At 69.0% G+C, this 24,405-nt stretch carries 12 protein-coding genes and 1 pseudogene; 6 read left to right on the forward strand and 7 right to left on the reverse strand.

All coding sequences use genetic code 11. The features are described 5' to 3' along the window. Positions 1 to 51 precede the first annotated feature (51 nt). Both manA and ACZ3IG_RS07800 read left to right on the forward strand, forming a co-directional pair. Positions 52 to 1,299, forward strand: a complete 1,248-nt coding sequence (manA, locus tag ACZ3IG_RS07795) for a mannose-6-phosphate isomerase, class I (protein ID WP_467429937.1) — start codon at positions 52 to 54, stop codon at positions 1,297 to 1,299. 86 nt (positions 1,300 to 1,385) lie between these two features. After that, positions 1,386 to 2,360, forward strand: coding sequence for an ROK family protein (locus ACZ3IG_RS07800; RefSeq protein WP_467429938.1), 975 nt, complete (start codon positions 1,386 to 1,388; stop codon positions 2,358 to 2,360). Positions 2,361 to 2,549: 189 nt separating this feature from the next. Here ACZ3IG_RS07800 and ACZ3IG_RS07805 read toward each other — a convergent pair whose 3' ends face one another. Both ACZ3IG_RS07805 and ACZ3IG_RS07810 read right to left on the reverse strand, forming a co-directional pair. Beyond that, positions 2,550 to 3,578, reverse strand: coding sequence for a LacI family DNA-binding transcriptional regulator (locus ACZ3IG_RS07805; protein WP_467429940.1), 1,029 nt, complete (start codon positions 3,576 to 3,578; stop codon positions 2,550 to 2,552). Beyond that, positions 3,575 to 6,025 carry a glycoside hydrolase family 2 protein gene (locus ACZ3IG_RS07810; RefSeq protein WP_467429941.1) on the reverse strand — a complete coding sequence of 817 codons (2,451 nt, stop codon included), beginning with the start codon at positions 6,023 to 6,025 and terminating at the stop codon, positions 3,575 to 3,577. The genes ACZ3IG_RS07805 and ACZ3IG_RS07810 overlap by 4 nt, the downstream gene beginning before the upstream one ends. 271 nt (positions 6,026 to 6,296) lie before the next feature. Here ACZ3IG_RS07810 and ACZ3IG_RS07815 point away from each other — a divergent pair, with 271 nt between their 5' ends. The 4 genes and pseudogenes from ACZ3IG_RS07815 to ACZ3IG_RS07830 form a co-directional block, all read left to right on the forward strand. Then, complete coding sequence (locus tag ACZ3IG_RS07815) at positions 6,297 to 7,619, forward strand: ABC transporter substrate-binding protein (RefSeq protein WP_467429943.1); 1,323 nt, start codon at positions 6,297 to 6,299, stop codon at positions 7,617 to 7,619. Positions 7,620 to 7,729: 110 nt separating this feature from the next. After that, on the forward strand, positions 7,730 to 8,704 hold the full coding sequence (locus tag ACZ3IG_RS07820) for a carbohydrate ABC transporter permease (protein ID WP_467429944.1): 975 nt from the start codon (positions 7,730 to 7,732) through the stop codon (positions 8,702 to 8,704). Next, the gene (locus ACZ3IG_RS07825; protein ID WP_467429946.1) at positions 8,701 to 9,573 is read left to right on the forward strand and encodes a carbohydrate ABC transporter permease; all 873 of its coding nucleotides are present in this window, start codon (positions 8,701 to 8,703) and stop codon (positions 9,571 to 9,573) included. The genes ACZ3IG_RS07820 and ACZ3IG_RS07825 overlap by 4 nt, the downstream gene beginning before the upstream one ends. A gap of 710 nt (positions 9,574 to 10,283) precedes the next feature. Further along, positions 10,284 to 10,597 (forward strand): annotated as a pseudogene (locus ACZ3IG_RS07830) (alpha/beta fold hydrolase); the annotation flags it as partial. A gap of 608 nt (positions 10,598 to 11,205) precedes the next feature. On the opposite strand, the gene ACZ3IG_RS07835 reads toward ACZ3IG_RS07830, so the two are convergent. From ACZ3IG_RS07835 to ACZ3IG_RS07855, 5 genes are all read right to left on the reverse strand, one after another. Beyond that, positions 11,206 to 12,279, reverse strand: a complete 1,074-nt coding sequence (locus tag ACZ3IG_RS07835) for a tyrosine-type recombinase/integrase (RefSeq protein WP_467429949.1) — start codon at positions 12,277 to 12,279, stop codon at positions 11,206 to 11,208. A gap of 603 nt (positions 12,280 to 12,882) precedes the next feature. Continuing rightward, on the reverse strand, positions 12,883 to 13,173 hold the full coding sequence (locus ACZ3IG_RS07840; protein WP_467429951.1) for an alpha-amylase: 291 nt from the start codon (positions 13,171 to 13,173) through the stop codon (positions 12,883 to 12,885). A gap of 461 nt (positions 13,174 to 13,634) precedes the next feature. Continuing rightward, a complete protein-coding gene (gene pulA, locus ACZ3IG_RS07845; protein WP_467430549.1) occupies positions 13,635 to 18,938 on the reverse strand; it encodes a pullulanase-type alpha-1,6-glucosidase in 5,304 nt (1,767 codons plus the stop codon). Positions 18,939 to 19,039: 101 nt separating this feature from the next. Then, positions 19,040 to 22,180 (reverse strand): alpha-amylase family glycosyl hydrolase, encoded by a 3,141-nt coding sequence (locus tag ACZ3IG_RS07850; protein WP_467429952.1) that lies wholly within the window; start codon positions 22,178 to 22,180, stop codon positions 19,040 to 19,042. A gap of 150 nt (positions 22,181 to 22,330) precedes the next feature. Then, entirely contained in the window at positions 22,331 to 24,031 is a 1,701-nt protein-coding gene (locus tag ACZ3IG_RS07855) for a carbohydrate-binding module family 20 domain-containing protein (RefSeq protein WP_467429953.1), read from the reverse strand. Between the last annotated feature and the right edge of the window lie 374 nt (positions 24,032 to 24,405).

The following is a 24,405-nucleotide window of genomic DNA, read 5'->3' on the forward strand; positions in this document are numbered from 1 at the left end:
CGGGACCCAGGCAGCTCACGGAATCTGTTCAGACACGGTTAACGTACGACCGTGGATCTACTTCAACCGATCATCAAGCCATACGCATGGGGTTCACGCGACGCGCTGGCCCGGCTGCAGGGGAGGGACACCCCGTCGGCCGGGCCGGAGGCAGAGTTGTGGATGGGCGCGCATCCGTCCGGCCCTGCGGGGTTGACCCGCGACGGACGGGCCACGACACTCCTGGACGCCGTGGCCGGCGATCCGGACGGGGAGCTGGGGAGCGCCTGCGCCCGGACGTTCGGAGGCAGGCTGCCGTTCCTGCTGAAGGTGCTGGCCGCCGAGCAGCCGCTGTCCATCCAGGTGCATCCGGACCGGGACCAGGCCCGCTCGGCGTTCGCCGCCCAGCAGGCCCGCGGCGGTCACGGCCCCTACGCGGACGACTGGCCCAAGCCCGAACTGCTCTACGCGCTCAGCCGCTTCGAGGTCCTGGCCGGATTCCGCGACCGCGAGGAGGCCGCACACCTCCTGGAGAACCTCGGGATAGACGGCCTTCGCCCGGTGATCGGACTGCTGCGAGCCGGCACCGGTGAGCAAGCCCTCTCCGAGGCCCTGCGCGCCCTGCTCGAACGGGCACCGGACGATCGCGCGCCGCTGGTGTCCGCCGTCGTGGCGTCGAGCCGGCGCCTGGCGCGGTCCGCGCACCCTCATGCGGCCGCGTACGCGGCGGTGGAACGCATGTCAGGGCATCACCCCGAAGACCTCGGCCTGGTGGCTTCCCTGTTGCTGGACCACCGGGTTCTGGAGCCGGGTACCGCCCTGTTCATGCCGGCAGGCGGACTGCACGCCTACGTGCACGGGGTCGGCCTGGAGCTGCTCGCCAACTCGGACAACGTGCTGCGCGCGGGACTGACGAGCAAGGAGGTGAACGTGCCGGAGCTGCTACGGATCACCGACCCGACGGTGCGCGTGCCGGTGGTCGTGCCGAGGAGCGTCCCGGGGCCGGGTCCAACCTGGCTGTACGACTGCCCGGTGGCGGAGTTCGCGCTCTACAGGACCGAACTCGACGGCTCCGGCGGGCCCCTCGTTCCCGCGTCCGGCCCCCGTATCGTCTTCTGTGCGGACGGATCGGCCCGACTGAGCGCGAGGACCGGTAACACCGAGCCGCTGCGCCTCGGCCCCGGCGCCTCCTGCTTCCTTCCCGCCTCGGACGAGGAAGTCCTGGTCGAGGGCGAAGGAACGCTGTTCGTGGCCGCCGTGGGCCTGCGCCCGGACGAGCACGGCGCGGTCGCCCGGAATTCCTTCACTTCTCTGCAATGACAACGTTGTCGCATCACCGGTTTCCTCGTCGCGTCCACATCACGCTTCGAGGTCTCCGGTGACCGACTGGAGAAAGGACCACATCGGTGTACGCCGCCCTGGACATCGGAGGGACCAAGATCGCGGGAGCGCTGGTGGACGAAGGGGGGTCCGTCGTCCACCGAGCCGAACTCCCCACACCCGCGAGGGAGTCCGCCCAACGTATGGCACGGACGATCGACGCCGTGATCGACACCCTGTCGGCCGCCCCGGCCTGGGGCACCGTGCGTGGTGTGGGCGTCGCCAGCGCGGGCCCCGTCGACACAGCGGCCGGCACGGTCAGCCCCGTGAACATTCCCGCCTGGCGGGACTTCCCCCTCGTCGAGAGCGTGCGCGCCCATCCACTGCTCCTCACCGGCCTCGAACCGGTCCTGCTCGGGGACGCCGTGGCCATGGCCGCTGCCGAACACTGGCTGGGGGCTGCTCGGGGCGTGGACAACGCCCTGTGCATGGTCGTCTCGACCGGCGTCGGAGGCGGATACGTCCTGGGCGGCCGACTGCATCCCGGCCCTTCGGGCAACGCCGGGCACATAGGCCACATCTCCGTCGGCATCGACGGACCGCCCTGCGCCTGCGGGGCGCGGGGATGTGTCGAGGGGTACGCCAGCGGTACCGCCATCACCCGTTACGCCGTGCAGACGGGCTGGTCGCCGGGGCCAGGTTCGCAGCCCTCGGCCGCCGCGGTCGCCGCGTCCGCACTCGAGGGCGACAAGCGCGCCCTGGCTGCCTACGACCGTTCGGCCCGGGCGCTGGCCGCCGCGATCGCGGGCAGCGCGGCGCTGCTGGAGATCGAGGTCGCGGTCATCGGAGGCGGTGTCGCACAGGCGGGCGAGACGCTGTTCACGCCCCTGCGCCGCCATCTGCGCGCATTCGCGGTCCTCGACTTCGTGCGTGATCTCGAGGTGCGTCCCGCCGCTCTGGCACGGGACGCCGGGCTCATCGGCGCGGCGGCGGCGGCCCGGCAACAGTTCGCAGAACGGAGCGGGGCGGCAGCGCCCGTCGTTCACGAAACCAATGCTTAACCGGTTTCGTGACACTGCTGCGGCCGTGCGGCTCACGGGGCAGCTCTTCGCTCTCATTTGCAGTACCCCTGGGTGAAACTTCCGCTGCAATTGCCGCGGTCCGGGTGGCATTTCCTCAGCGAAGCTCTCGGTGACACGCGAAGGGGCGCGGCATGACGCCGCGCCCCTGGACCGTCCCTGCCCGCCCCTCTACGACGGGGGCGGCGCGGTCGACGCCCGCGGTACCAGCGAGGGCGTCGCGACGGGCCCGGAGGTCACGTCGTGGCCCGCCAGCACCTCGAACAGCACCCGCGCGACCTGCGCACCGAAGCCGTGCACGTCGTGGCTCATCGCCGAGAGCGTCGGATGGGTGAGCCGGCACAACTGGGAGTCGTCCCAAGCCAGCAGTGACAGGTCGTCCGGCACGGAGACGCCCATCTCGGCGGCGACACCGAGTCCGGCGACCGCCATGATGTCGTTGTCGTAGAGGATCGCCGTGGGCCGCTCGGCGGACAGCAGCAGGGAGCGGGTGGCCCGCGCACCGTCCTCGCCCGAGAAGGCCGTCTCGACGTGCGGACCGCCCTCGAGGCCGAGTGCGCCCATGGTCCGTTCGAACGCGCTCGTCCGGATGGCGCTGTGACCGAGCCCTCGGGGACCGCCCACGTGCGCGATGCGCCGGTGCCCCAGCACCGCCAGGTAACGCACCGCCTCGGCGACGGCCGCCTCGTCGTCGGTCCACACCGACGGGAACCCGCCGGTGAGGGTGGGGTGGCCGACCGCCACGGCGGGGAGACCGATGCGCCGCAGCGGGGCGATCCGCGGATCCTCCTGGTGGAAGTCGACCAGGATCGAGCCCCCTATCTGCCGCTCCCGCCACCAGCGTTCCTGCAGCCCGATCTCCTCCTCCAGCGAGCCGACCAGGCGCAGCAGCAACGAGCAGTCACGCTCGGCCAGCACGCTCTCGATGCCGGAGACGAACTCCATGTAGAACGGCTCCAGGCCGAGCAGCCGGGCGGGCCGGCAGATCGCCAGGCCGACGGTGTCGACGGACTGGCGCGACAGGCTGCGGGCCGAGGAGTTCGGGGCCCAGCCCAGTTGCCGGGCCGCAGCGAAGATCCGCTCCCGGGTGGCGTCGGACACCCCCGGCTTGTCGTTGAACGCCAGGGACACGGCCCCCTTGGAGACGCCGGCGGCCGCGGCGACGTCCTTGATGGTGACGCGTACGGACGGTGCGCTCACGCCGGTTCCACGCAGAACAGCGCCGCCCGGACGGCATTGGCCCCGGTGTCGGTCGCGCCCGTGACCCGCAGGCGGAGTTGTTCGCCGGGGAGGAGGGTGCGCAGTCCGGTGTCGCAGACCGCGTCCGGTCCGAGCCGGTCGGCCTGCAGGAGGAGGTCGCGTACGAGGGTGTGTGCGGTTACCACGACTTCGACATTACCCGTCCCAGCACCCATCGGGGACTCCACGGCCACGTCGTAGTGCGGGACCGGGTAGGCGAACTCGCGGTCCGTCACGGGCAGGTGCACGCTGCGCAGATCCTCGCTGTCCGCGACGAGGAACTCCTTGGCGGACCCCTGGGCGGGGGTTAGGTCCTGCGGGACGGTCCGGCGGTGCACCGCGCGGGCGGCGACGGTCACGTCGAGCACGTGCTCGGCCACCTCGGTGCCGTCCGCCCGCAGGCGTCGCAGTCTGATGTGTGCCTGCCAGGGCTCGGCGGACTGGTTGACGACGGCGAGCACGGGGAGGCCGTCGTCGCCGTCGCCCGGCTGGAGCGTGAGGAGGCGGTCCGCGTAGACGCGGCGCAGCTCGTGGTAGAGCGGCTTGAACCGGCCGTCGCCGTCGATGGCCGCCCAGGAGCTGACCGGCCAGCAGTCGTTGATCTGCCAGACGATGGTCCCGGCGCACACGGGCCAGTGCGAGCGCCAGTGCTCGATCCCGGTGGCGATCGCGCGGGCCTGCACGACCTGGGTGAGGTAGTGCCAGCGGTCGAAGTCGTCCTCGGGCAGCACGAAGTGGCGTTCCACGCCCCGGTTCAGCTTGCCGTTGCCGTCCTCAGCCTTCTGGTGGTGCAGCATGCCGGGCGAGTCGGGGGCAAGCCGTTCGCCGGGCAGCGCCCGTCGCAGGGTCGCCACGGCGGGCGGGGCCTGCCAGCCGAACTCCGACACGAAGCGGGGCACCGAGTCGCGGTACTCGGTGTAGTCCCGGCGGTTCCAGACCTCCCAGGAGTGGTGGGTGCCGTGGGCCGGGTCGTTGGGGTGGTGCTCCCAGGAGCCCGACCAGGGGCTGCCGGCGGTGTACGGGCGGGTGGGGTCGAGTTCGGCGACGATCCGCGGGAGCAGGTCCAGGTAGTAGCCGCCGCCCCAGGAGTCGCCGCGCAGCTCGGGCTCCCAGTCCCAGTCGCGGAAGCCCCACAGGTTCTCGTTGTTGCCGTTCCACAGCACGAGCGAGGGGTGCGGCATCAGCCGGACAACGTTATCGCGCGCCTCGGCCTCGACCTCCCCGCGCAGTGGCTGCTCCTCGGGATAGGCGGCGCAGGCGAAGAGGAAGTCCTGCCAGACCATGAGGCCCATCTCGTCGCAGGCGTCGTAGAAGGCGTCGTCCTCATAGATGCCGCCGCCCCAGATCCGCACCAGGTCCACACCCGCGTCGGCCGTCTGACGCAGCCGCGTGCGGTAGCGGTCCGGGGTGATCCGGGAGGGGAAGACGTCGTCGGGGATCCAGTTGACCCCGCGCGCGAAGATCCGTTCGCCGTTGACGACGAGGGTGAAACCGGTGCCGTGCTCGTCCGCCGAGCGGTCCAGTTGCACCGTCCGGAAGCCGATGCGTCGGTGCCAGGAGTCGAGGGGCCGCTCTTCGGCGCCCGGACCCGCGGCTTCCTCGGTGAGCTCGAGTTCCAGGTCGTACAGGGGCTGGTCACCGTAGCCACGAGGCCACCACAGGGAGACGTCGGGCACCTCCAGCGTCAGCACGGCGTGCGTCCCTTCCACCACGCCGCGCGCCTCGGCCAGGCCGTCCCCGACGGTGGCACGTACGGTGAGCGGGCGGGCCGTCCCCTGCGCGGTTCGCTCGATCTCGACGCGTATCTCGACGCGGCCCGTGCCGCCCTCGACCGTCACCAGCGGGCGTACGTCGGCCAGCCGGGCCGTCGACCAGCGTTCCAGCCGGACCGGGCGCCAGATGCCCGCGGTCACCAGGGTCGGGCCCCAGTCCCAGCCGAAGCTGCTGGCCATCTTGCGGATGTACTGGAACGGCTCCGGGTAGACGTTCGGTCGCTCCCCCGTCAGCGCCCGCACCGAGGCCGCCTCGTCGTAGGCGGAGGCGAAGTCCACCTCTAGGCGCCCGTGGCGGCCGGTGACGTCGAAGCGGTAGCGCCGGTGCATGTTCCGGGTGCGGCCCACCTCCCGGCCGTCCAGCGTGATGGTCGCGGCGGTGTCGAGTCCGTCGAAGACCAGGTCGGTCCGCTCGTGCCCCTCCCCTGCGGTGTCGGAGCCCGGCAGGTCGCGGGCGTAGGTCCAGGCCCGCTGTCCGACCCAGGCAACAGCGGGTTCGTTGACGCCGAGGAAGGGGTCCGGGATCAGCCCGGCCGCGAGCAGATCGGTGTGGACGCAGCCGGGGACCTGGGCGTGCAGCAGGTTGTCGCTGTAGCTCAGGCTCCAGCCCTCGGTGAGCGGGAGGACTTCCTTCATGTACGGCTCCTTCGGCGGGACGGGCCCGGTGTCGTATGAACGCGGCTCAACCTAACCCCACAGAAGTGAACCGGTCTAGCCTTCCTTCCTTGCCAGGAGTCCACGCCGAAGCACAGTTGGCGCTTCAATAGCCCGACTCGGCCTCTCACCTCAGGTAACGATTGAGTATCGCGAAGGTTTGGGAAGCTTTACCGGTTCACGAGTGGCTGACATAGTCGCCGTCAACCACCACCGGAGCCCGAGCCGTAATCCTTGGAAAGGAGCTGGGCACATGGGGAAGAGGACGCTGAGCGTCGCACTGCTTGCCACCGCGATGCTGACCGTTGCGGGGTGCAGCGGAGGGGGCAGCGCGGACGCCGGCGAGACCGCCGCCGCGCCGGTGAACCCGGACGGCGTCTCGGGGGACATCACCGTGCTCACCAATCGCACCGACCTCGTCGAGGACGGGACGATGAAGAAGTACGCCGCCGAGTTCAACAAGACCTACCCCGACGTGAAGGTCGAGTTCGAGGGCCTCACCGACTACGAGGGGGAGGTGAAGATCCGTATGAACACGGAGGACTACGGCGACGTCCTGCTGATCCCGTCGGCGGTCGCCAAGGGCGACTATCCCAAGTTCTTCGCGCCGCTCGGCGAGACCTCGTCGATGAAGCCCACCTACCGCTTCACGGACAAGACCGACGTCGGCGGCAAGACCTACGGCATCGCCACCTTCGGCACCGCCAACGGTCTGGTCTACAACAAGGCGCTGTTCAAGAAGGCCGGGATCACCGACTGGCCGACGACGCCCGAGCAGTTCCTCGACGACCTCAAGGCCGTCAAGGACAAGACCGGCGCGACCCCGTACTACACCAACTTCAAGGACGGCTGGCCGCTGGAGAGCCCCTGGACCAACAGTGTCGGCTCCGTCAGCTGCGACACCCAGGGCCACGACAAGCTCGCCGACATGGACAAGCCGTGGGCCGAGGGCAACGACCTCAACGCCCTCGACACCCTGCTCTACGACATCGTCCACGAGAAGCTGTCGGAGAAGGACCCGGCCACCACCAACTGGGAGAGCTCCAAGACCCTCCTGGCCAAGGGCAAGGTGGGCAGCATGGTGCTCGGCTCCTGGGCCATTAACCAGATGCGGGACGCGGCCGAGAAGGCCGGCCAGAACCCTGACGACATCGGCTTCATGCCCCTCCCGTACCAGAAGGACGGCAAGTTCTGCTCCACCCTGGTCTCCGACTACCAGCAGGCCGTCAACATCCACTCCGACCACAAGGAAGCCGCGCGGGCGTGGATCGACTGGTTCACCGAGAAGTCCGGGTACGCGGCCAAGGAGGGCGCTGTCTCGGCCCTGAAGGCCGAGGGAATGCCGCAGACCCTCAAGGACTACGTTGACAACGATGTCAAGATGATTGAGCGTTCCGCAGCACGGACGGCCGAGGTCGACGCCATCGACAACGCCTCCGAGATCGGACTCAACAAGCCCGACTACCGCAAGAAGCTCATCGACATCGCCCGCGGCGCCACGGACGGGAGCCTCGACGGCTACTTCGAGGACCTGAACAAGCGCTGGTCCGAGGCCAGGCAGACCGTCGCCTCCTGACCCCGGCACCCGTCTGAACCCCGCACCCGCCAGGTCCCCTCCCCGCCTCCCCGGAGAACGGGACCCGGCGCACGGTGCCTCAGCGGACGACGAAAGGCCCTGGCTCCGCAATGACCCGAACCGCTTCCACCGCTTCACCGCCCGCCCCGGCCGCCGGGACGGGCCCGACCGGCAAGCAACCCACCTGGCATCGCGTGCGGCCCGGCGCCTCGTGGCGCGACCGGCCGATGCGCAAGCTCACGCCGTGGCTGTTCCTGCTGGCCCCCCTCGCCCTGCTGATCACGTTCACCTACGTGCCGGTGGGCAACATGATCTACTACAGCTTCACCGACTGGGACGGCATCAGCCCCGACCGCAATTACGTCGGGGCTGACAACTACACCGAGATTTTCACCCGGCCCGAACTGTTCCGGGTGTTCGCGGTGAGCTTCTACTACCTCGCGGCATCCGTCGTACAGATCGTTATCGCCCTGTACTTCGCGGCCGTCCTCAGCTTCGACCTGCGCTTCAGGAACCTGTTCAAGGGAATCCTGTTCTTCCCGTACCTGATCAACGGTGTCGCGATCGGCTTCGTCTTCCTGTACTTCTTCCAGGACGGCGGCACGCTCGACTCGGTCCTGTCCTGGTTCGGCGTCGGCACCGACCACGCCTGGCTGGGCTCGCCGGAGTCGGCCAACACCTCCATGGCCGGGGTGTCCGTGTGGCGTTTCACGGGCCTGAACTTCGTGCTGTTCCTCGGCGCGATCCAGTCGATCCCCGGCGAGTTGTACGAGGCCGCCCAGTTGGACGGCGCCGGCCGTTGGAAGCAGTTCCGGCACATCATCGCGCCGAGCATCCGGCCGGTGCTGAGCCTGAGCGTCATCCTGGCGATCTCCGGCTCGCTCTCCGTCTTCGAGATCCCGTACATCATGACCGGCGGTGCGACGGAGACCTCGACGTTCGTCATCCAGACGGTGAAGTTCGCCTTCCAGTTCAACAAGACCGGCCTGGCCTCGGCATGCGCTGTGGTGCTGCTGGCGATCATCCTGCTGATCACCTGGATCCAGCGCCGCCTCGTACCCGACGAGAAGGTGGACCTCGTATGACCCTCGCCGCCCCGACCCGCCGCGCGCAGGAGCAGACGCGCCGTCGTCCGCGCGTCAGCACCGCCCTGACGTACCTGTCGCTGGTCGTCGCCTCACTCGTGGTGCTGCTGCCGCTCGCCGTGGTCTTCCTGACCTCGCTGAAGTCCTACGGGGAGATCTCCGACGGCCAGGGCGCGCTGGCCCTGCCGGACGACTGGCTCAACTTCTCCAACTACGCCACGGCCTTCAACGACGGCCACATGCTGCAGGCTTTCGGCAACACGGCCTTCATCCTGCTGTTCTCCATCACCGGCACGGTGATCATCGGCTCGATGACCGCGTACGCCATCGACCGCTTCGATTTCCGCCTCAAGAAGCTCGTCATGGCTCTCTTCCTGATCGCCACGCTGGTGCCGGCCGTGACGACCCAGGTCGCCACCTTCCAGGTCGTCAACAGCTTCGGGCTGTTCAACACCCGGTGGGCCCCGATCCTGTTGTACATGGGCACGGACATCGTGGCCATCTACATCTTCCTGCAGTTCATCCGCGGCATCCCCCGGTCCCTCGACGAGGCCGCACGGCTCGACGGCGCCAACTCCTTCACCATCTACCGGAAAATTATCTTCCCGCTGCTCAAACCGGCCATCGCGACCGTAGTCATCATCAAGGGCATCACCACGTACAACGACTTCTACATCCCGTTCCTTTACATGCCCAAAGAGGATCTCGGAACCATGTCGACGGCTCTGTTCCGGTTCAAGGGGCCGTTCGGGGCGCACTGGGAGAACATCTCCGCGGGAGCCGTTCTCGTCATCGTGCCGACGCTGGTGGTCTTCCTGTTCCTCCAGCGCTACATCTACAACGGCTTCGCCCAGGGGGCCACAAAATAGCGAAGCCCCGCTGCGTCGGATCTGCCGGACGAGGCGTTCGGGCGTACTGAAGGCGACGTCGGAGCCGCCCCGCGCCGCAAGGCGACCAGAAACCTTCGAAGAGGCGCAGCCGGCTCCCGCAGGGGACGGCCGTGGCATGAAGTCGTCGGCTGTACAGACCAGCCGTCTCAACGGGACCTGGTCAGCGACCGTTGCCCCTGACCGGTCGCAGACCAGGCACTCGTGCGTGGCAAGTGATCGGTTCTCGTTCCGAGGGGAATCGATCCGGCCAAGATACGGCGGAACCTCGGACAGGCAACGGTTGGACGGCGGGCGGAGCCGGCCAGGATCGGCTGGAAGTGGCCGTTGTTTCACACGCGGTGGCATGCCGGGGGGAGGCACTCCGCCGGGCGTCTCGCCCTCCCCCACCGCTTGAGCACCGGGGATGTGACGCGCTGACGACCGCCGGGCCCACGATGGTCGGGGGCCTCGCCGAACTCAAGTACGTCCGCTGGGTGAAGGCCCGGCCGCTCCGGACACCACCAGGTGGCACCACCGGACACCCGTGTACGCCGGAACCGAACCGCGCTGCGAAGACGGAAACGCTGTCGGCCCGACGCCGGAACGGGCCCGGGCCAACTGGTAGCGACCTCGTCGTCCAAGCCGGGTGCCGCAAGGCTCTCTCCGGACTCCGCCGGGCCCGCTCGCACAGGAATGGGGCAATGGCCGGAATGGACATGCCCCGCAGAAACGACGTCACGGTCGTCGGACAGGGCGACGGAGTGGCGCTCTTGCTGCCGCGCGATTTCGAGTGTGACCAGAACATGTGGCGCCTGGCCGTGCCGGCCTCGCGAAGCGGCACCGCGTGGTGCTGTTCGACTACGTCGGCTCCGACGGATCGGACCTGTCGGCCTGGAGCCGCGAGCGGTACTCGTCCCTGGAGGGTTACGCCCGCGACGCAGCGGAGGTCTGCGAGGCACTCGACCTGGAACGGGCCGTGTTCGTCGGGCACTCGGTCAGCGCCATGGCCGGGGCGCTGGCGGCACGCGCCGGCAGAGCCACTCCCAACTCCTCACCAGGACCGGGCGGTGTGGCCGGGGAGGGCGGCGCGTGGGCATCCGGCATACCGCTTGGCCTGCCCGAGCAGGGCACAGTGCATCAACCCTCCAGCCGACAGAGCCCGCCCAGTTGCCTGGCGAGCCACGTCGTCCGTCATGTCTGCGATCGCAAATCTAGCGCCCCCGAGAACAGCGCTGGAAGACCAGACTGCATGACGAGCCGAACGCGTCACGCGTGCACGCACAGTCAACTCCACGGTGATGCCCCACCGGAGCGCTCCGGTGGGGCACCGTCTCATGGCTTCAGGAAGAGGCCCGCCAAGGATGCTCCCCGGCGGGGCCTCGATCTATCACCGGCGCTGTCACGCGTCTGTCACCAACTACGCCGACGCCCCCGGACCGCAACGCGCTGACCTGCCACAACTCGCCCAGTCTGGACTGACGTGGACGCCCAAAGACGGTCTCTACAACCTGTGCCAAGTGGTGCCGGTGCAGCCCAACCGGAGAGCAGCACGACAGGTTTCGCCACAGTGTCAAGCCGCGTCCCAGAGTCCCGCCTCAAGGACACGCGCTGCCTTGGTGATGCTGCCCGGCATCAGGTGCCGGTAGGTGCGGTACGTCTCTCGATCGACTTGTGCCCCATCCACTCGGCCACGTCCGTGATCGGGATGCCACTGCCCAGCGCGTTGGAGGCAAAGTAGTGCCGGAAGCCGTACATCCCCATCCCGTCCAACACGGGCAGCTTCTCGAAGAGCGTGCGGACGCGCCGGCGTTCCATCGGCTCCGTGTAGTACCCGCTCGGTCCCCGCAGCAGATACCCCTCCCTCGTCGTGCCGTGCTTCTTCTCATGGCGTTCGATCGCCTCCCGTACGGATCGGGGCAGCGGCACCTCCCGGAACGCCCCCGCCTTGCGGTGCTTGAGCTTCGCCGGCCGGTGCGTATTGGAGTGGATCTGCTCGTGCACCCGGTACACGTCGTCCGCCACCACGTTGTTGACGTTCACGGCCCGGGCTTCGCCGTTACGCAGTCCGCACCCCGCCATCATCACGATCTCCAGAGCAAGGTCGTCACCCGCAACAGCCAGAGCCTGCTTCAGATGGGCCAGGTCCGGAATGATCACCGTCTGGCGAACGTACTCCGGCTCCTGCACTCCCTTGACCGGGTCATCCGCCATCGCCCCTTTGTCGTAGGCGTCCCTCAGAATCGCCTTGAGGGTGCGCAGGATGTTGACCTGATTGCCCCGGCCGACGCCGTCGGCCTCCAACTCGTCCAGGAAACGCTCCACCACGATGGGAGTTACGGATATCAGCTTCCGAGAACCCAGGCGCGGAATGATATGGACGTTGATGGAGCTGCTGACGTGCTCACCCGTGGAGTATGCGGTCATCCGGCGCTGACGGGGCAGCCACTGCTTCGCGTATTCCGCGACCGTCTTCTGCCCCAGCTCCCGCCGCGCTTCCGCGACAGACGGCGCCGTGCGCTTCTTCTCCGCATAGATCTGCGTGAGGCGTTCGATCGCATCGTCCTGCGTGCCGAACCCACCCTCCTCGACCTGCTTCCCCAGACCGTTGCGGAAACGGATCGTGTACGGATGCGGGCACCGCGTCGGCCGGGCACAGCCGCAGTCCTTGAGGAACGACCCCATACCGCGAGCGAGTTGACGAACCACGTGACGCACCTTCCGAACGGGAGCCAGGCATTCACGCCCAGGCACCCCGCCCCCACGGTCACCAGGTCAGCAAGCCAGGACGCCCTCGCACCCGATGCTGACCATTTGCTGACCTGAGCGGCCCGACTACGCCTCTGACCTGCGCAAACACCCAGATGCTAGATCTTGGACTTGAACATGGTGCGCAGCATGTCGGACTCCTGGAAGACGGCTCCCTGCCAGCTTTCTGCAGGTCAGGGGCGTCCTTCACTGTACACCGGCGTGTCTTCGACTCGAAGACTTCCCAGAACATCGGGCGCCGCGGAGCTCAGAAGCTTCTCACCTGGGCGATCTGCGCGAAGCAAGCTGCCGCGAAGCCGTCGACCGGGCGCACGTACCGAAGTCCGCCCCGGTCCGATGCCGATCGGATGCCGACTTGTCTGATGAGTCGTCAGATAGGAGGTGTGCTCCGGTGGAAGTGGCAGGCCCCCTCCCTGTCGCGAGCTCACTGCCGTCCACGCACTGCGGAGTACGCCCAGTGATCGGGGCCGCTGCGGCGAGCGCAGAAGCGTGCGCTCCCGACAAGCCGGGAGCGCACGCCCGTTCCGCCGTGCGATCCCCCGGTCAGGCACCGTCGGCGTGGTCGCACAGGACGATGCCCTCGATCGTGTTCCCCTCGGTTCCGTAGCCCGGGAAGGTGAACCAGTTCCGCGGGGTCACCTCCTGGCAGGGGACGTCCGTTCCGTCGCCGTACAGGACCTTCACCCGGTAGGCGGTCGAGCAGTCGTTGGTCACGAACGTGTAGCGCCATCCCGGGCTGTACGTCAGGCACGCGGGTGCGGGGGTCTGGCTCTCCGCACTCTCCTGGGACTCGGCGTGGGCCACCGTGGCGGGCGTCGCCAGGGCCAGAGCCATCGCGCATGTCACGAAAGTTGAATGCACAAACCGCTTCATCAGAGTGCTCCCCTTCACTTGCTGAACGGACACCCTCAGAGTACGGGGGTGCGGCAGGGGCATGAAAAACATTGCGGCAAGTTCCAGCAACTTGTGGCGTCGGTTTCAATGGTTCCGGGAGACGCGGCTCCTCATGAACACGCAGCTCAGAGGCGAGAGCCGACATCACACCGCAGGATGACAGGACACAGCCGGACGGATGAACCCGCGAAGCCAGTGAGGTTACTGCCGGATGAAGCGGCATGTCTTACTCCTGCCACCAGGCCGCGCCGCCGTCGACAAACGAACACATGGCCGCGCTCAGTGAGGCAGCCGCGACAAGACCGAAAGCTGTCGTCCCTTCCCCGTTCCGGGTGCTGGCCCTCACATACGGAAGTGCCCGTACCGGCTGCCGGTACGGGCACTTCGTGGGCCGTTTCCTGTCAGCGCGTGAAGACCGCCACGGTGCGGCCCGGCACCTCGAAGGTACTGGTGCTCTTCGTGTAGGTGGCCGTCCTCACCACGCGGTCAGCACCGGCGGCCTGCACCGGATGCAGCCGGTAGGTGCCTCCGCCCGGTTCCGTCAGCCGCTGGGATTGCCGGTCGGGCGTGGCGTTGAAGACGATGACCAGGTCACCCAGTCTCATGGTGATCACACCGGGTGTCTCGTCCTTGCCCGAGAGCGGGAAGGAGAGCGCCGACTGCACCTGGGCGGCCGTGTCCAGGGAAAAGGCACTCTCCGTGGTACGGATCCTCAGCAGGTCCCGGTAGGCGCCCGAGGCGCCCTGGATCTGCGGGCAGCCGACCTTCACCGCACCGAGCAGGGGCTTGGCGTAGGGCCACTTGGCCTCGTTGTCGGCGGCCGACGGCAGCCCGCGGCCGAAGCCGTTGCCGTCCGCGCAGTTCCAGTGGATCGCGTTGAACCAGTCACCGCTCTCGAAGGAGTTGCGGTCCAGGGATTTCGAACGCAGCAGGTCGGTGCCCGCCTGGGAGAGCGCCGGGCCCTGCGAGAGGGTGGCCGTGGCCATCGCCAGGATCTGCATGCGGGCTCGGTCGTCGGCGGACGTGTCCGCCGGGAGCTTGTACGCGATCGCGTCGAACAGGGTCTCGTTGTCGTGCGCGTCGGTGTAGGCGAGGGCGTCGCCCGGGGCGTCGGCGTATCCGGCGGGAGCGCCGTTGTAGTCGACCTGGGAGCCGGTGACCTCCTTGCCGCTGGAGTCGGTGAAACGGTACTGCCGGAGGTTGCCCGTCAGCCCCACCTTGATCAGGTCCTGGTAGTGCAGCAGGCGGGCCTTCTGCTCGGCCTCGGTGCCGTTGTCCGCCGAGGAGTTGGGGTCGGTGTAGAGGCCGGAGGCGAAGCCCTGCACGCCGGGGTCGGCGTCGAAGGGCGAGCCGCCGCGCACGGCGTCACGGGCCCGGTCGGAGAAGGTGGCGATGCCGGTCCCGGCCATGTTCTTCTGCGTGGCCTGCTCGAAGCGGGCGTCGTCGGCCACCTCGCCGAAGTTCCAGCCCTCGCCGTACAGGATGATCTTCTTGCCGTCGACGCCGTCCTTCGTGAGGGTCAGCTCGTCGAGGGCCTTGCGCACGGCGAGGACGCTGTCCTTCGGGTGGTGACCCATGAGGTCGAAGCGGAACCCGTCGACCTTGTACTCCTTGGCCCAGGTGACGACCGAGTCGACGACCAGCTTGCCCATCATGGTGTTCTCGGGAGCCGTGTTGGCGCAGCAGGTCGAAGTGGCCACCGGACCGTCGGCGAGCAGCCGGTGGTAGTAGCCGGGCACCACCTTGTCGAGGACCGAGGCGTCGGCCTGACCGCTCGCGACGGTGTGGTTGTAGACCACGTCCATCACGACCCGCAGGCCGTCCTCGTTGAGCGCCTTGACCATCCTGCGGAACTCGACCGTGCGCCGCGTCCCGTCCGGGTCACTGGAGTAGGAGCCCTCGGGGACGGTGAAGTGGTAGGGGTCGTAGCCCCAGTTGTAGGCGTCCTCGGCGGCGGCCTTCGCCACGCACTCCTGCTGCTCGGCGGAGTCGGCCGGGTAGGAGGCCAGGTCGCACCCGGGGACGGTCCGGTCGGCGGCCTTCTCCGGAACGGTCGAGAAGTCGAAGACCGGGAGCAGGTGCACGTACGAGGTGCCGGCCTCGGCCAGCGCACGGAGGTGCCTGCTGCCCGCCGAGTTCTTCTCGGTGAAGGCGGTGTACGTGCCCCGCTCGGCCGCCGGGACGGTCGAGTCCTCCACGGAGTGGTCACGTACGTGCAGTTCCTGGGCCTGCGCGTCCTTGAGCGGAACGGCCGGGGGTTTGTCCAGCCCGGACCACCCCGCGGGCGCCAGGGACCTGTCTTTCAGATCGACGACGAGGCTGCGTGCGGAGTCGGCCGTCAGCGCCACGGAGTACGGGTCGGTGACCTTGTTGGTGACGGTCCTGCGGACCGTCGGGGCCCACACCGTGACGGCGTACCGGTACGGCTTGCCCTTCCAGGCGCGGGTTCCGGTCACCGACCAGACACCCGTGCCGCCGTCCCTGCGCATGGGTACGCGCCGGCCGTCCAGCTCGAGGGACACGCTCTTGGCGGTCGGGGCCCAGACGGACAGGGTGGGCCTGCCCCGGTGGTCGAAGACGGGCCCGAGGCGGGCCTTGCGCGCCGCGCCGTAGAGGTCGTCCAGCACGCCGGGGATCTGGACACCGGTCGCCGCGAGCAACGCGCCGTTGGCCGCCCGCTGCGTGGCGATGAGCTGGCCGCGCAGCGCCTCCCGCACCCGGTCCCGGTCACGCGGGTCGACGGACCAGGCGGTGTCGTCCTTCAGGTGCCGGAACTTCGCCTTCTGGGCGTGGCTGAGGGTGGTCGGCACCAGACGCAGCCAGTGCCCCTCGTGGGAGAGGGCGCCGTCCTTGACGGTGATGTCGCCCTCGGGGGCGTACACGAGCTGCTGGCTGGTGGCGTCGGTGGCCTTGACGTTCCACACCACCGTGTCCGCGTCGATCCACTGGGCCTTCGAGGCGCCCAGGTCGAGGTCGGGGGCCGAGCCCACGGTCGGCAGCAGGTAGTCGGCGGCTCCGCCGATCAGCCAGACGTCCTTGCCGTGGGTGGCGAAGTCCAGGGACCGATCGCTGGCGATGTCCTTCTCGTCACCGTTGTGGATGATGTAACTGAGGGACGTGGCGCCGTCGGCGAGGGGTATCTCGAAGGTCACGCCGAAGCTGTCCCTGTCGACCGGCTGCAGCGGCTTGGACCAGTCCGTCGGGTTCGCCGCACCGGTCCAGGTGTGCAGGCCCCAGCCGTCGTAGTCGCCGTCGGCGCGATGGTAGTGCAGGACGGCCTTCTTCTCGTCCTGCGGCGGGTACACGCCCTCGGGCGCGGTCACCGCCTGTCCGTCCTCGCCCTGCTCGATCCAGACCTCACCCGTCTTCGCCGCCTCGAGCGTACGCCGCGGACCGTCCGCGTCGCCGTTCTTCTCGACGGTGTAGGTCACGTCGCCGGCACCGTCGTCCAGCTTCACCCAGGCGAAGGCTCCGTAGGCGTCGCGGCCGGTGAAGTCCGCGGTGCCCGCGGACGACTTGAGCTGCCAGCCGTCGTAGTCGCCGTCCGTCCGCCGGTAGTGCACCACGGCGTAGGGACGGTCCACCGCGGTCGGTTTCTCGGGGGCGGGGGGTTGTCCGGCGGTGGTGGCGGCGGTGTCGCTCGCGGTGCGTCCCGCACGGTCGACGACGACGGCCTTGTAGCGCAGCGGCGTCCCGGCACGCACCGTGTCCGGCAGGTTCTGGGTCACCCTGTACGGGGCGTGGTCGGCGGAACCCAGCGTGCGCCAGGGCCCGTCGCCGACCTGGGCGGCGAACACCACCCGGTCCAGCCCGCCACCGTCCACCTCGGCGGAGACCTCCACGTCACCGGTCGCACCGGCCGCCGGAGCCCGCACCGACACCGACGGCTTCACCGACGGGGACCTCAGCGCTTTGGCCGCCTTCAGCACCACCGCGGACAGCGGCGGCACCTCCACCCGCACCTTCCCGTCCGCACCACTGCGCGTCCGCGCCGACGACCCGTACACCCCACGGAAGCCCATCCCCGCCGAATACGTCGGCACCCCGACCGTCCGGGCCTCCGCCGCGTTGTTCACCGCGACGACGTACTCGACCCGCTGCCTCGCGTCCGTGCGCGAGAACGCGTACACACCCGGACCGTCGTCGGCGTACCGCTCCTCCTGCACACCGTCACGCAACGCCGGATGACGCTTCGACAGCCGTGACAGAGAAGCGATCGCCTCGTACAGAGGATGCGCCGGGTCGTACGCGTCCGAGGCATGCGTACGCTCCGTACCGATCTGGTCGTCGTCCAGATACTCCGGGACCTTCGACGCGAACAGCGTCTGCCGGGCACCCTTGTCCCCGCCCGGTCCGGTGAAGCCCTGCTCGTCACCCGCGTAGATCACCGGATTGCCCCGCGACAGGAACATCAACTCGTGCGCGAACCGGTCCCGGCGCAGCAGCTCGGCATCGCCCGCGCCCGGGTTGTCCTGGCTGATGAAACTGCCGATGCGGCCCATGTCGTGGTTGCCGAGGAAGGTGACCTGCTCGTAGGCGTTGGCCTTGTCGCTGGTGTAGCGGTAGTCCTGGGCCAGGACGCCGGAGAGGGTGCTCGCAGGCTTGTCCTGGGAGGCGTAGCCGCGGATGGCGTTCTGCAGCGGGAAGTCGAGCGTGGCGTCGAGCCGGCCTTCGGTCACGTAGGGCGCCGTGACGGCCGGGTCGGAGGAGAGTGTCTCGCCGAAGACGAAGAAGTCCTCGCGTCCCCTCTTCGCGGCGTAGGCGTCGATCGCGGTCGCCCACTGCGTCCAGAACGGCATGTCGACGTTGCGGACCGTGTCGACGCGGAAGCCGTCCACGTCGAAGTCCCTGACCCACCTCTGGTAGATCTTCTCCAGGCCCTCGACCACCTCGGGCCGTTCGGTCCACAGGTCGTCGAGACCGGTGTGGTCGCCGTAGAGGCCGCTCTCGCCGACGAACGTCGAGTCGCCCCGGTTGTGGTACATCGTGGGGTCGTTCAGCCACGCCGGGACCTTGGCGTCGGCCTCGCCCTCGTTCACCACGGGCGTGTAGGGGAAACTGTCCCGGTCGACCTTGCCCGTACCGGAACTGTCGTCGAACGGGCGTCCTTGGGTGTCGAGGTAGGGATAGGAACCCTTGGAGCGGTAGGCGTACTTCTTCTCGACGTTCGTGACGGTGTCGGCGGTGTGGTTGGTGATGACGTCGAAGAAGACCTTCATGCCCTTGGCGTGGGCCTTGCCGATGAGTTCAGCCAGCTCGGCGTTGGTGCCGAAGTGCGGGTCGACCTGGGTGAAGTCGGTGATCCAGTAGCCGTGGTAGCCGGCGGACTCGCCACCGCCCTGCACCGGCTTGTTCTTGAAGATCGGCGCCATCCAGATCGCGGTGGTGCCCAGGCCCTTGATGTAGTCGAGCTTCTCGATCAGGCCCCTCAGGTCACCCCCCTGGTAGAAGCCCTTGTCCGTCGGGTCGAATCCCGTCGCGGCCCGGTCGCCGCTGAGCCCTCCGCGGTCGTTGGCACGGGATCCGTCGGCGAACCGGTCGGGCAGCACGAAGTACGCCTGTTCCCGGGTCAGGTCATGGCGGGCCGGCTCGGCGGCGAGCCGGGCGTCGGACGGCGGAGCGGGAGGCCGCGGTGCCGCGGCTGCCTGCTGGGGTGTGCCCAGCGCCGTGGCGAGCAGTGCGGCCACGACGACCGCGGTGGCCATGGTCGTGGGGCCGCCCGTGGGTCCCGGCACGGTTCCGTGGTTCGTGCCGCCGGGGCGGCCTCTTCGTCTTCTTCGGCCTCTTCGGTCTGGGAGCGATCCGATCACTTGCCGGTTCCTTCCGGTCGGGTGTCTTCGATGCGCACGCCGGTGGCGCCCAGCAGGGCCCCGTTGTCGGCGCGTTGGGTGGCGATCAGCCGGGCGCGGAGTGCCTGGCCGACGCGGTCGCGGTCCCGCGGGTCCACGCGGAACGCCGAGACCTGTGCGTACTGGGGGTGGCGGGACCTCTGGGCCTCGGTCAGCTCGGTCGGTACGAGCCGCAGCCACTGTCCCTCGTCGGTCAGTGCGCCGTTCTCGATCGTGAGGTCGCCCTCGGTGGCGTACACCAGTTGCTGACTGGCCACGCCGCTGCCCTCGCCCGCCCACACGACGGTGTCGTCACCGATCCAGGTGGCCTCCGCCGCGCGCAGGTCGAGGCCGAAGGCGCCACCGGGAGAGGGCGTCAGATAGGTGGCGTCGCCCGCCAGGCGCCAGACCTCGTGCCCGTAGAGGGAGAAGTCGAGGGCCTCGTCGTCGGGGATGTCCTTCTCCTGCCCCTTGTGCAGGACGTAGCTGAGGGAGGCGGCTCCGTCGTTCAGCGGCACCTCGAAGACGAGCCCGAAGGGGTCCTCGCGCACCGGCAGGATGGGGTCGTTCCACTCGGGCGGGTCGGCGGACCCCGTCCAGGTGTGCAGGCCCCACCCCTCGTAGTCGCCGTCGGGCCGGTGGTAGTGCAGCACGGCCTTGGTGCCGTCCTGGGGCGGGTAGGCGGACTTGGGTCTGGCCTTCAGGACCGTCGTGTTGTTCTGCTCGGTCCACACCTCGCCGGATACGGCGACGTCGAGGACGCGCTCGGGTCCGTCGGGGACTCCGTCCTTCTCGATGGTGAACCGGATGGCGCCGGTACCGGAGCCGGGGGTGATCCACGCGAAGGCCCCGTAGGCGTCGCGGCCGGTGAACCGGGCCGTCGTACCGTCGGCGGTCCGCAGCAGCAGGCCGTCGTAGTCGCCGTCCGCGCGCCGGTGGTGGACGACCACGTGGTGTCGCTTCGCGGTCGGTTTCTCGGGGGCGGGGGGTTGTCCGGCGGTGGTGGTGGCGGTGTCGCTCGCGGTGCGTCCCGCACGGTCGACGACGACGGCCTTGTAGCGCAGCGGCGTCCCGGCACGCACCGTGTCCGGCAGGTGCTGGGTCACCCTGTACGGGGCGTGGTCGGCGGAACCCAGCGTGCGCCAGGGCCCGTCGCCGACCTGGGCGGCGAACACCACCCGGTCCAGCCCGCCACCGTCCACCTCGGCGGAGACCTCCACGTCACCGGTCGCACCGGCCGCCGGAGCCCGCACCGACACTGACGGCTTCACCGACGGGGGCCTCAGCGCTTTGGCCGCCTTCAGCACCACCGCGGACAGCGGCGGCACCTCCACCCGCACCTTCCCGTCCGCACCACTGCGCGTCCGCGCCGACGACCCGTACACCCCATGGAAGTCCATCCCCGCCGAATACGTCGGCACCCCAACCGTTCGGGCCTCCGCCGCGTTGTTCACCGCGACGACGTACTCGACCCGCTGCCTCGCGTCCGTGCGCGAGAACGCGTACACACCCGGACCGTCGTCGGCGTACCGCTCCTCCTGCACACCGTCACGCAACGCCGGATGACGCTTCGTGAGCTCCGACAGCTTCGCGATCGACCGGTACAGCGGATGCGCCGGGTCGTACGCGTCCGAGGCATGCGTACGCTCCGTACCGATCTGGTCGTCGTCCAGATACTCCGGGACCTTCGACGCGAACAGCGTCTGCCGGGCGTACACATCGTCCGCCGATCCGGTGAAGCCCTGCTCGTCACCCGCGTAGATCACCGGATTGCCCCGCGACAGGAACATCAACTCGTGCGCGAACCGGTCCCGGCGCAGCAGCTCGGCATCGCCCGCGCCCGGGTTGTCCTGGCTGACGAAGCCGCCGATGCGGCCCATGTCGTGACTGCCGAGGAAGGTCACCTCGCCGTAGGCGTTGGCCTTGTCCGTGGTGTAGCGGTGGTCCTGGGCCAGGACGTGCGCGAGGTCGCGCGGGGGACCACCGCGCGACGCGTAGTTGCGGAGCGCGGCCTGCAGCGGGAAGTCGAGCGTGGCGTCGAGCCTGCCCTCGGTCACGTAGGGCGCCATGACGACGGGGTCGGCCGAGAAGGCCTCCGCGAAGATGAAGAAGTCCCGCTTCCCCCGCCGGGCCGCGTAGGTGTCCAGCGCCGTGGCCCACTGGGTCCAGAAGGCCATGTTGACGTTCTTCGCCGTGTCGACGCGAAAGCCGTCGATGCCGAAGTCCTTGACCCACGTCTCGTAGATCCGCCGCATGCCCTCGACGACCTCGGGCCGTTCGGTCCACAGGTCGTCGTTGCCCTTGAAGTCGCCGTACAGGGCGCTCTCGCCGGCGAAGGTGGAGTCACCCCGGTTGTGGTACATCGTGGGGTCGTTGAGCCACGCCGGCACCTTGGTGTCGTGTTCGCCGGGGCGGGGGCGCGGCGTGTACGGGAAGCCGTCCTCGTCGACCTCGCGCATGCCGGAGCTGTCGTCAAAGGGGCGGCCCTCGGCGTCCAGGTAGGGGAACGCTCCCTTGGAGCGGTAGCCGTACGTCTTCTCCGCGTAGTCGACGGTGTCGGCGGTGTGGTTGGTGATGACGTCGAAGAAGACCTTCATACCCTTGGCGTGGGCCTTGTCGACGAGTTCCGCCAGTTCGGCGTTGGTGCCGAAGTGCGGGTCGACCCGGGTGAAGTCGGTGATGGAGTAGCCGTGGTAGCTGGCCATCTCGGTGCCGCTCATGGTCTGCACGGGCCGGTTCTTGAAGACCGGCGCCATCCAGAGGGCGGTGGTGCCCAGGCCCTTGACGTAGTCGAGCTTCTCGATCAGGCCCCTCAGGTCACCGCCCTGGTAGAAGTCCTTGTCGGTCGGGTCGTGGCCGGTCTGCGAGCGGCCGCCGGTCATGCCTCCCTCGTCGTTGGAAGTGGTCCCGTTGGCGAAGCGGTCGGGCAGCACCAGGTAGAACTGCTCGCGCGACGGGGAGGGGCGCGCCGGTGTGCGGGCGAGCGCGTGATCGGACGGCGGTCGCGGGGTCGCGGCGTCCGCGGACGGGGTGGTGGGTGGAAGGGCCGGCAGTACGGACAGGGTCAGTGCGACGGCCGACAGTCGGACGGTTCTGCGCCGGGACGGTAAACCGGTCATGGGGCCTCTCTTCTCCTCACCGGTCGAACGGGACGGGTCGCCCGGTCCGCCGGCGGCGGGAGCCGGCGCGGACAAGGCGGGCCGCCCGGTACGCCTTGGGGAGGCGGACCGGGCGGCCCTTCGGTCGACGAGACGGAGCGCTTGCCTGGTTCAGCCGCGCCAGGAGTCGCTCAGGAGCGTCTTGCCGCTGGACGGGACGGTGGCGGTGCGGTTGGCGCCGCTCTCCCAGGTGACGTTGCCGGAGGCGTCCTTGCGCAGGTACTTGTACGCGAAGGAGGTGCCGGCCGGGAGGGCGACGTCGAGCTTCCACACGGGGTAGGCCGCCGGGTCGAGCTTGAGGGCGGCGGCGGGATTCCAGCTGCCGAGCGCGGCGTTGTCGCCGGTGACGTAGATGTTCTCGCCCCAGGCGGTGGTGGCGTCGACGCTGAACGAGGCACCGGCCTTGGTCTCAGGGTCCGGGCCGGAGCCGGTGTCGGAGCAGCTGGTCGCCCCCGTGTGCAGGGCGAGCGCCGTGTTGCCGCCGAGGGTCGCGGTGAACTGCCCGGAGCCGTTCACGGTGACGGCCTTGCCGCTCTGGACGTCGCAGTAGGTGCCGGCGGGCAGCGACGTCTGGAAGGTGTGGGTCAGCGAGCCGGACTCGTGGTTGATCGCGACGTAGGCCTTGCTGCCCCGGCCGAAGGCGATGGCGTTGTTTCCGTTGTCCCACCAGTTGGTCACGCCCGCGCTGCCGGCGGTGTTGCGGAACTCGACCATGCTCGCGATCTCGCGCCAGGCGTGCTGGCACTGCCACCCGTCGGTGTAGCAGGCGTCGACCTGGCCGTTGTTGGGGCTGCCCGCATCGTTGCTGAACTCGTAGCCGGAGTGGACGTCCGGTGAGCCGTACGGCCAGGCCAGCATGAAGACGTGGGCGAGAGTGTAGTCGGCCCCGTCCTTGTAGGTCAGCGTCGTGTTGTGGCGCTCGGTGTCGTGGTTGGTCACGAAGGTGGCGGCCTTGCCGCTGGGGACGTAGCCCCAGGCCTCCCCGAAGTTCTTCAGGTACGCCAGCCTCTCGCCGGAGAAGATGCGCTTCAGGTCCTTGGCGAAGGAGAATTCCTGGACGTCACCGGTGCCGGTGTACTGGCCGGGCTGCACGGCCTCGCCGGGCGCCCCGATGGTCTCCTGCTTCCAGTAGACACCCGGGTTGCTGAGCCGGCCCTTGATGTCGGCGAGGTCACCCGGTGGGATGTGCTTGGCCGCGTCGACGCGGAAGCCGTCCGCCCCGAGGGACAGCAGGTCGTTCAGGTACCCGGCGATCGTCTTGCGGACGTGCTCCTCGCCGGTGTCCAGGTCGGGCAGGCCGGACAGTTCGCAGTGGTGGACGTTCCAGCTGTCCCCGTAGTTGTCGATGTCCCTCGTGCAGTCGTCCAGGTCGGACGACGAGTACAGGCCGGGATAGTTGTACTTGCTGTAGGAGGAACCCGCGGTTCCGGTGCCGGCGCTGTTGGCCATGTGGTTGATGACCGTGTCGACGACGACCTTGACGCCGGCGGCGTGGCAGGTGTCGATCATGTTCTTGAAGGCGGCGCGGTCGCCCAGTTTCGTGCCGATCTTGTAGCTGACGGGCTGGTACGCGGTCCACCACTGCGGCCCCTGGACCCGCTCGTTCGGCGGTGACACCTGCACGTACCCGTACCCGGCCGGCCCGAGGTCGTCGGTACAGGCATGGGCGACGGAGTTGAAGTTCCACTCGAACATCACCGCGGTGACGTCCTTGTCGCCGGGCGGGTCCGCCTGCGCGGTCCCGGGTGCCGTGACGACCACAGCGGCTCCCGCCACGAGGGCGAGTGCAGTGGCCACGGTCTTGTTGGCCATAGTTCCTCCTGATCCACCTGATGCGGATGAGAGGCCTTCACGCAGCAACGCGCCTTGCCCGGCAGGCCTGTGGGGGGACTTGCTGAAACACGTCAGCAAGTTGTTGCGATCGAGACCGTACGAGCCCCCACATCATCGGTCAACCCTTCACGACGGGACTCTTGGTTCTCCCTCCGGAAACCTCAACATCGCTGGCACAGAGGCAAACTGGCGCCCTGCAAAGACTTTCGCAAGCGTTTCAGAGGTGTTACGTTCAATCACCGTCCGGTCCGGCGGTCCGGCGGCCTCGGCAGTCGTCCGGGCCCACGCGCCCGGCCCGCCGGACCGGACTCCAGCCGGGGCTCCGCAGCCTTCATGCCGCCCCGCAGCCCCGA

The sequence above is a fragment of the Streptomyces sp. NPDC016677 genome, from assembly GCF_055562815.1.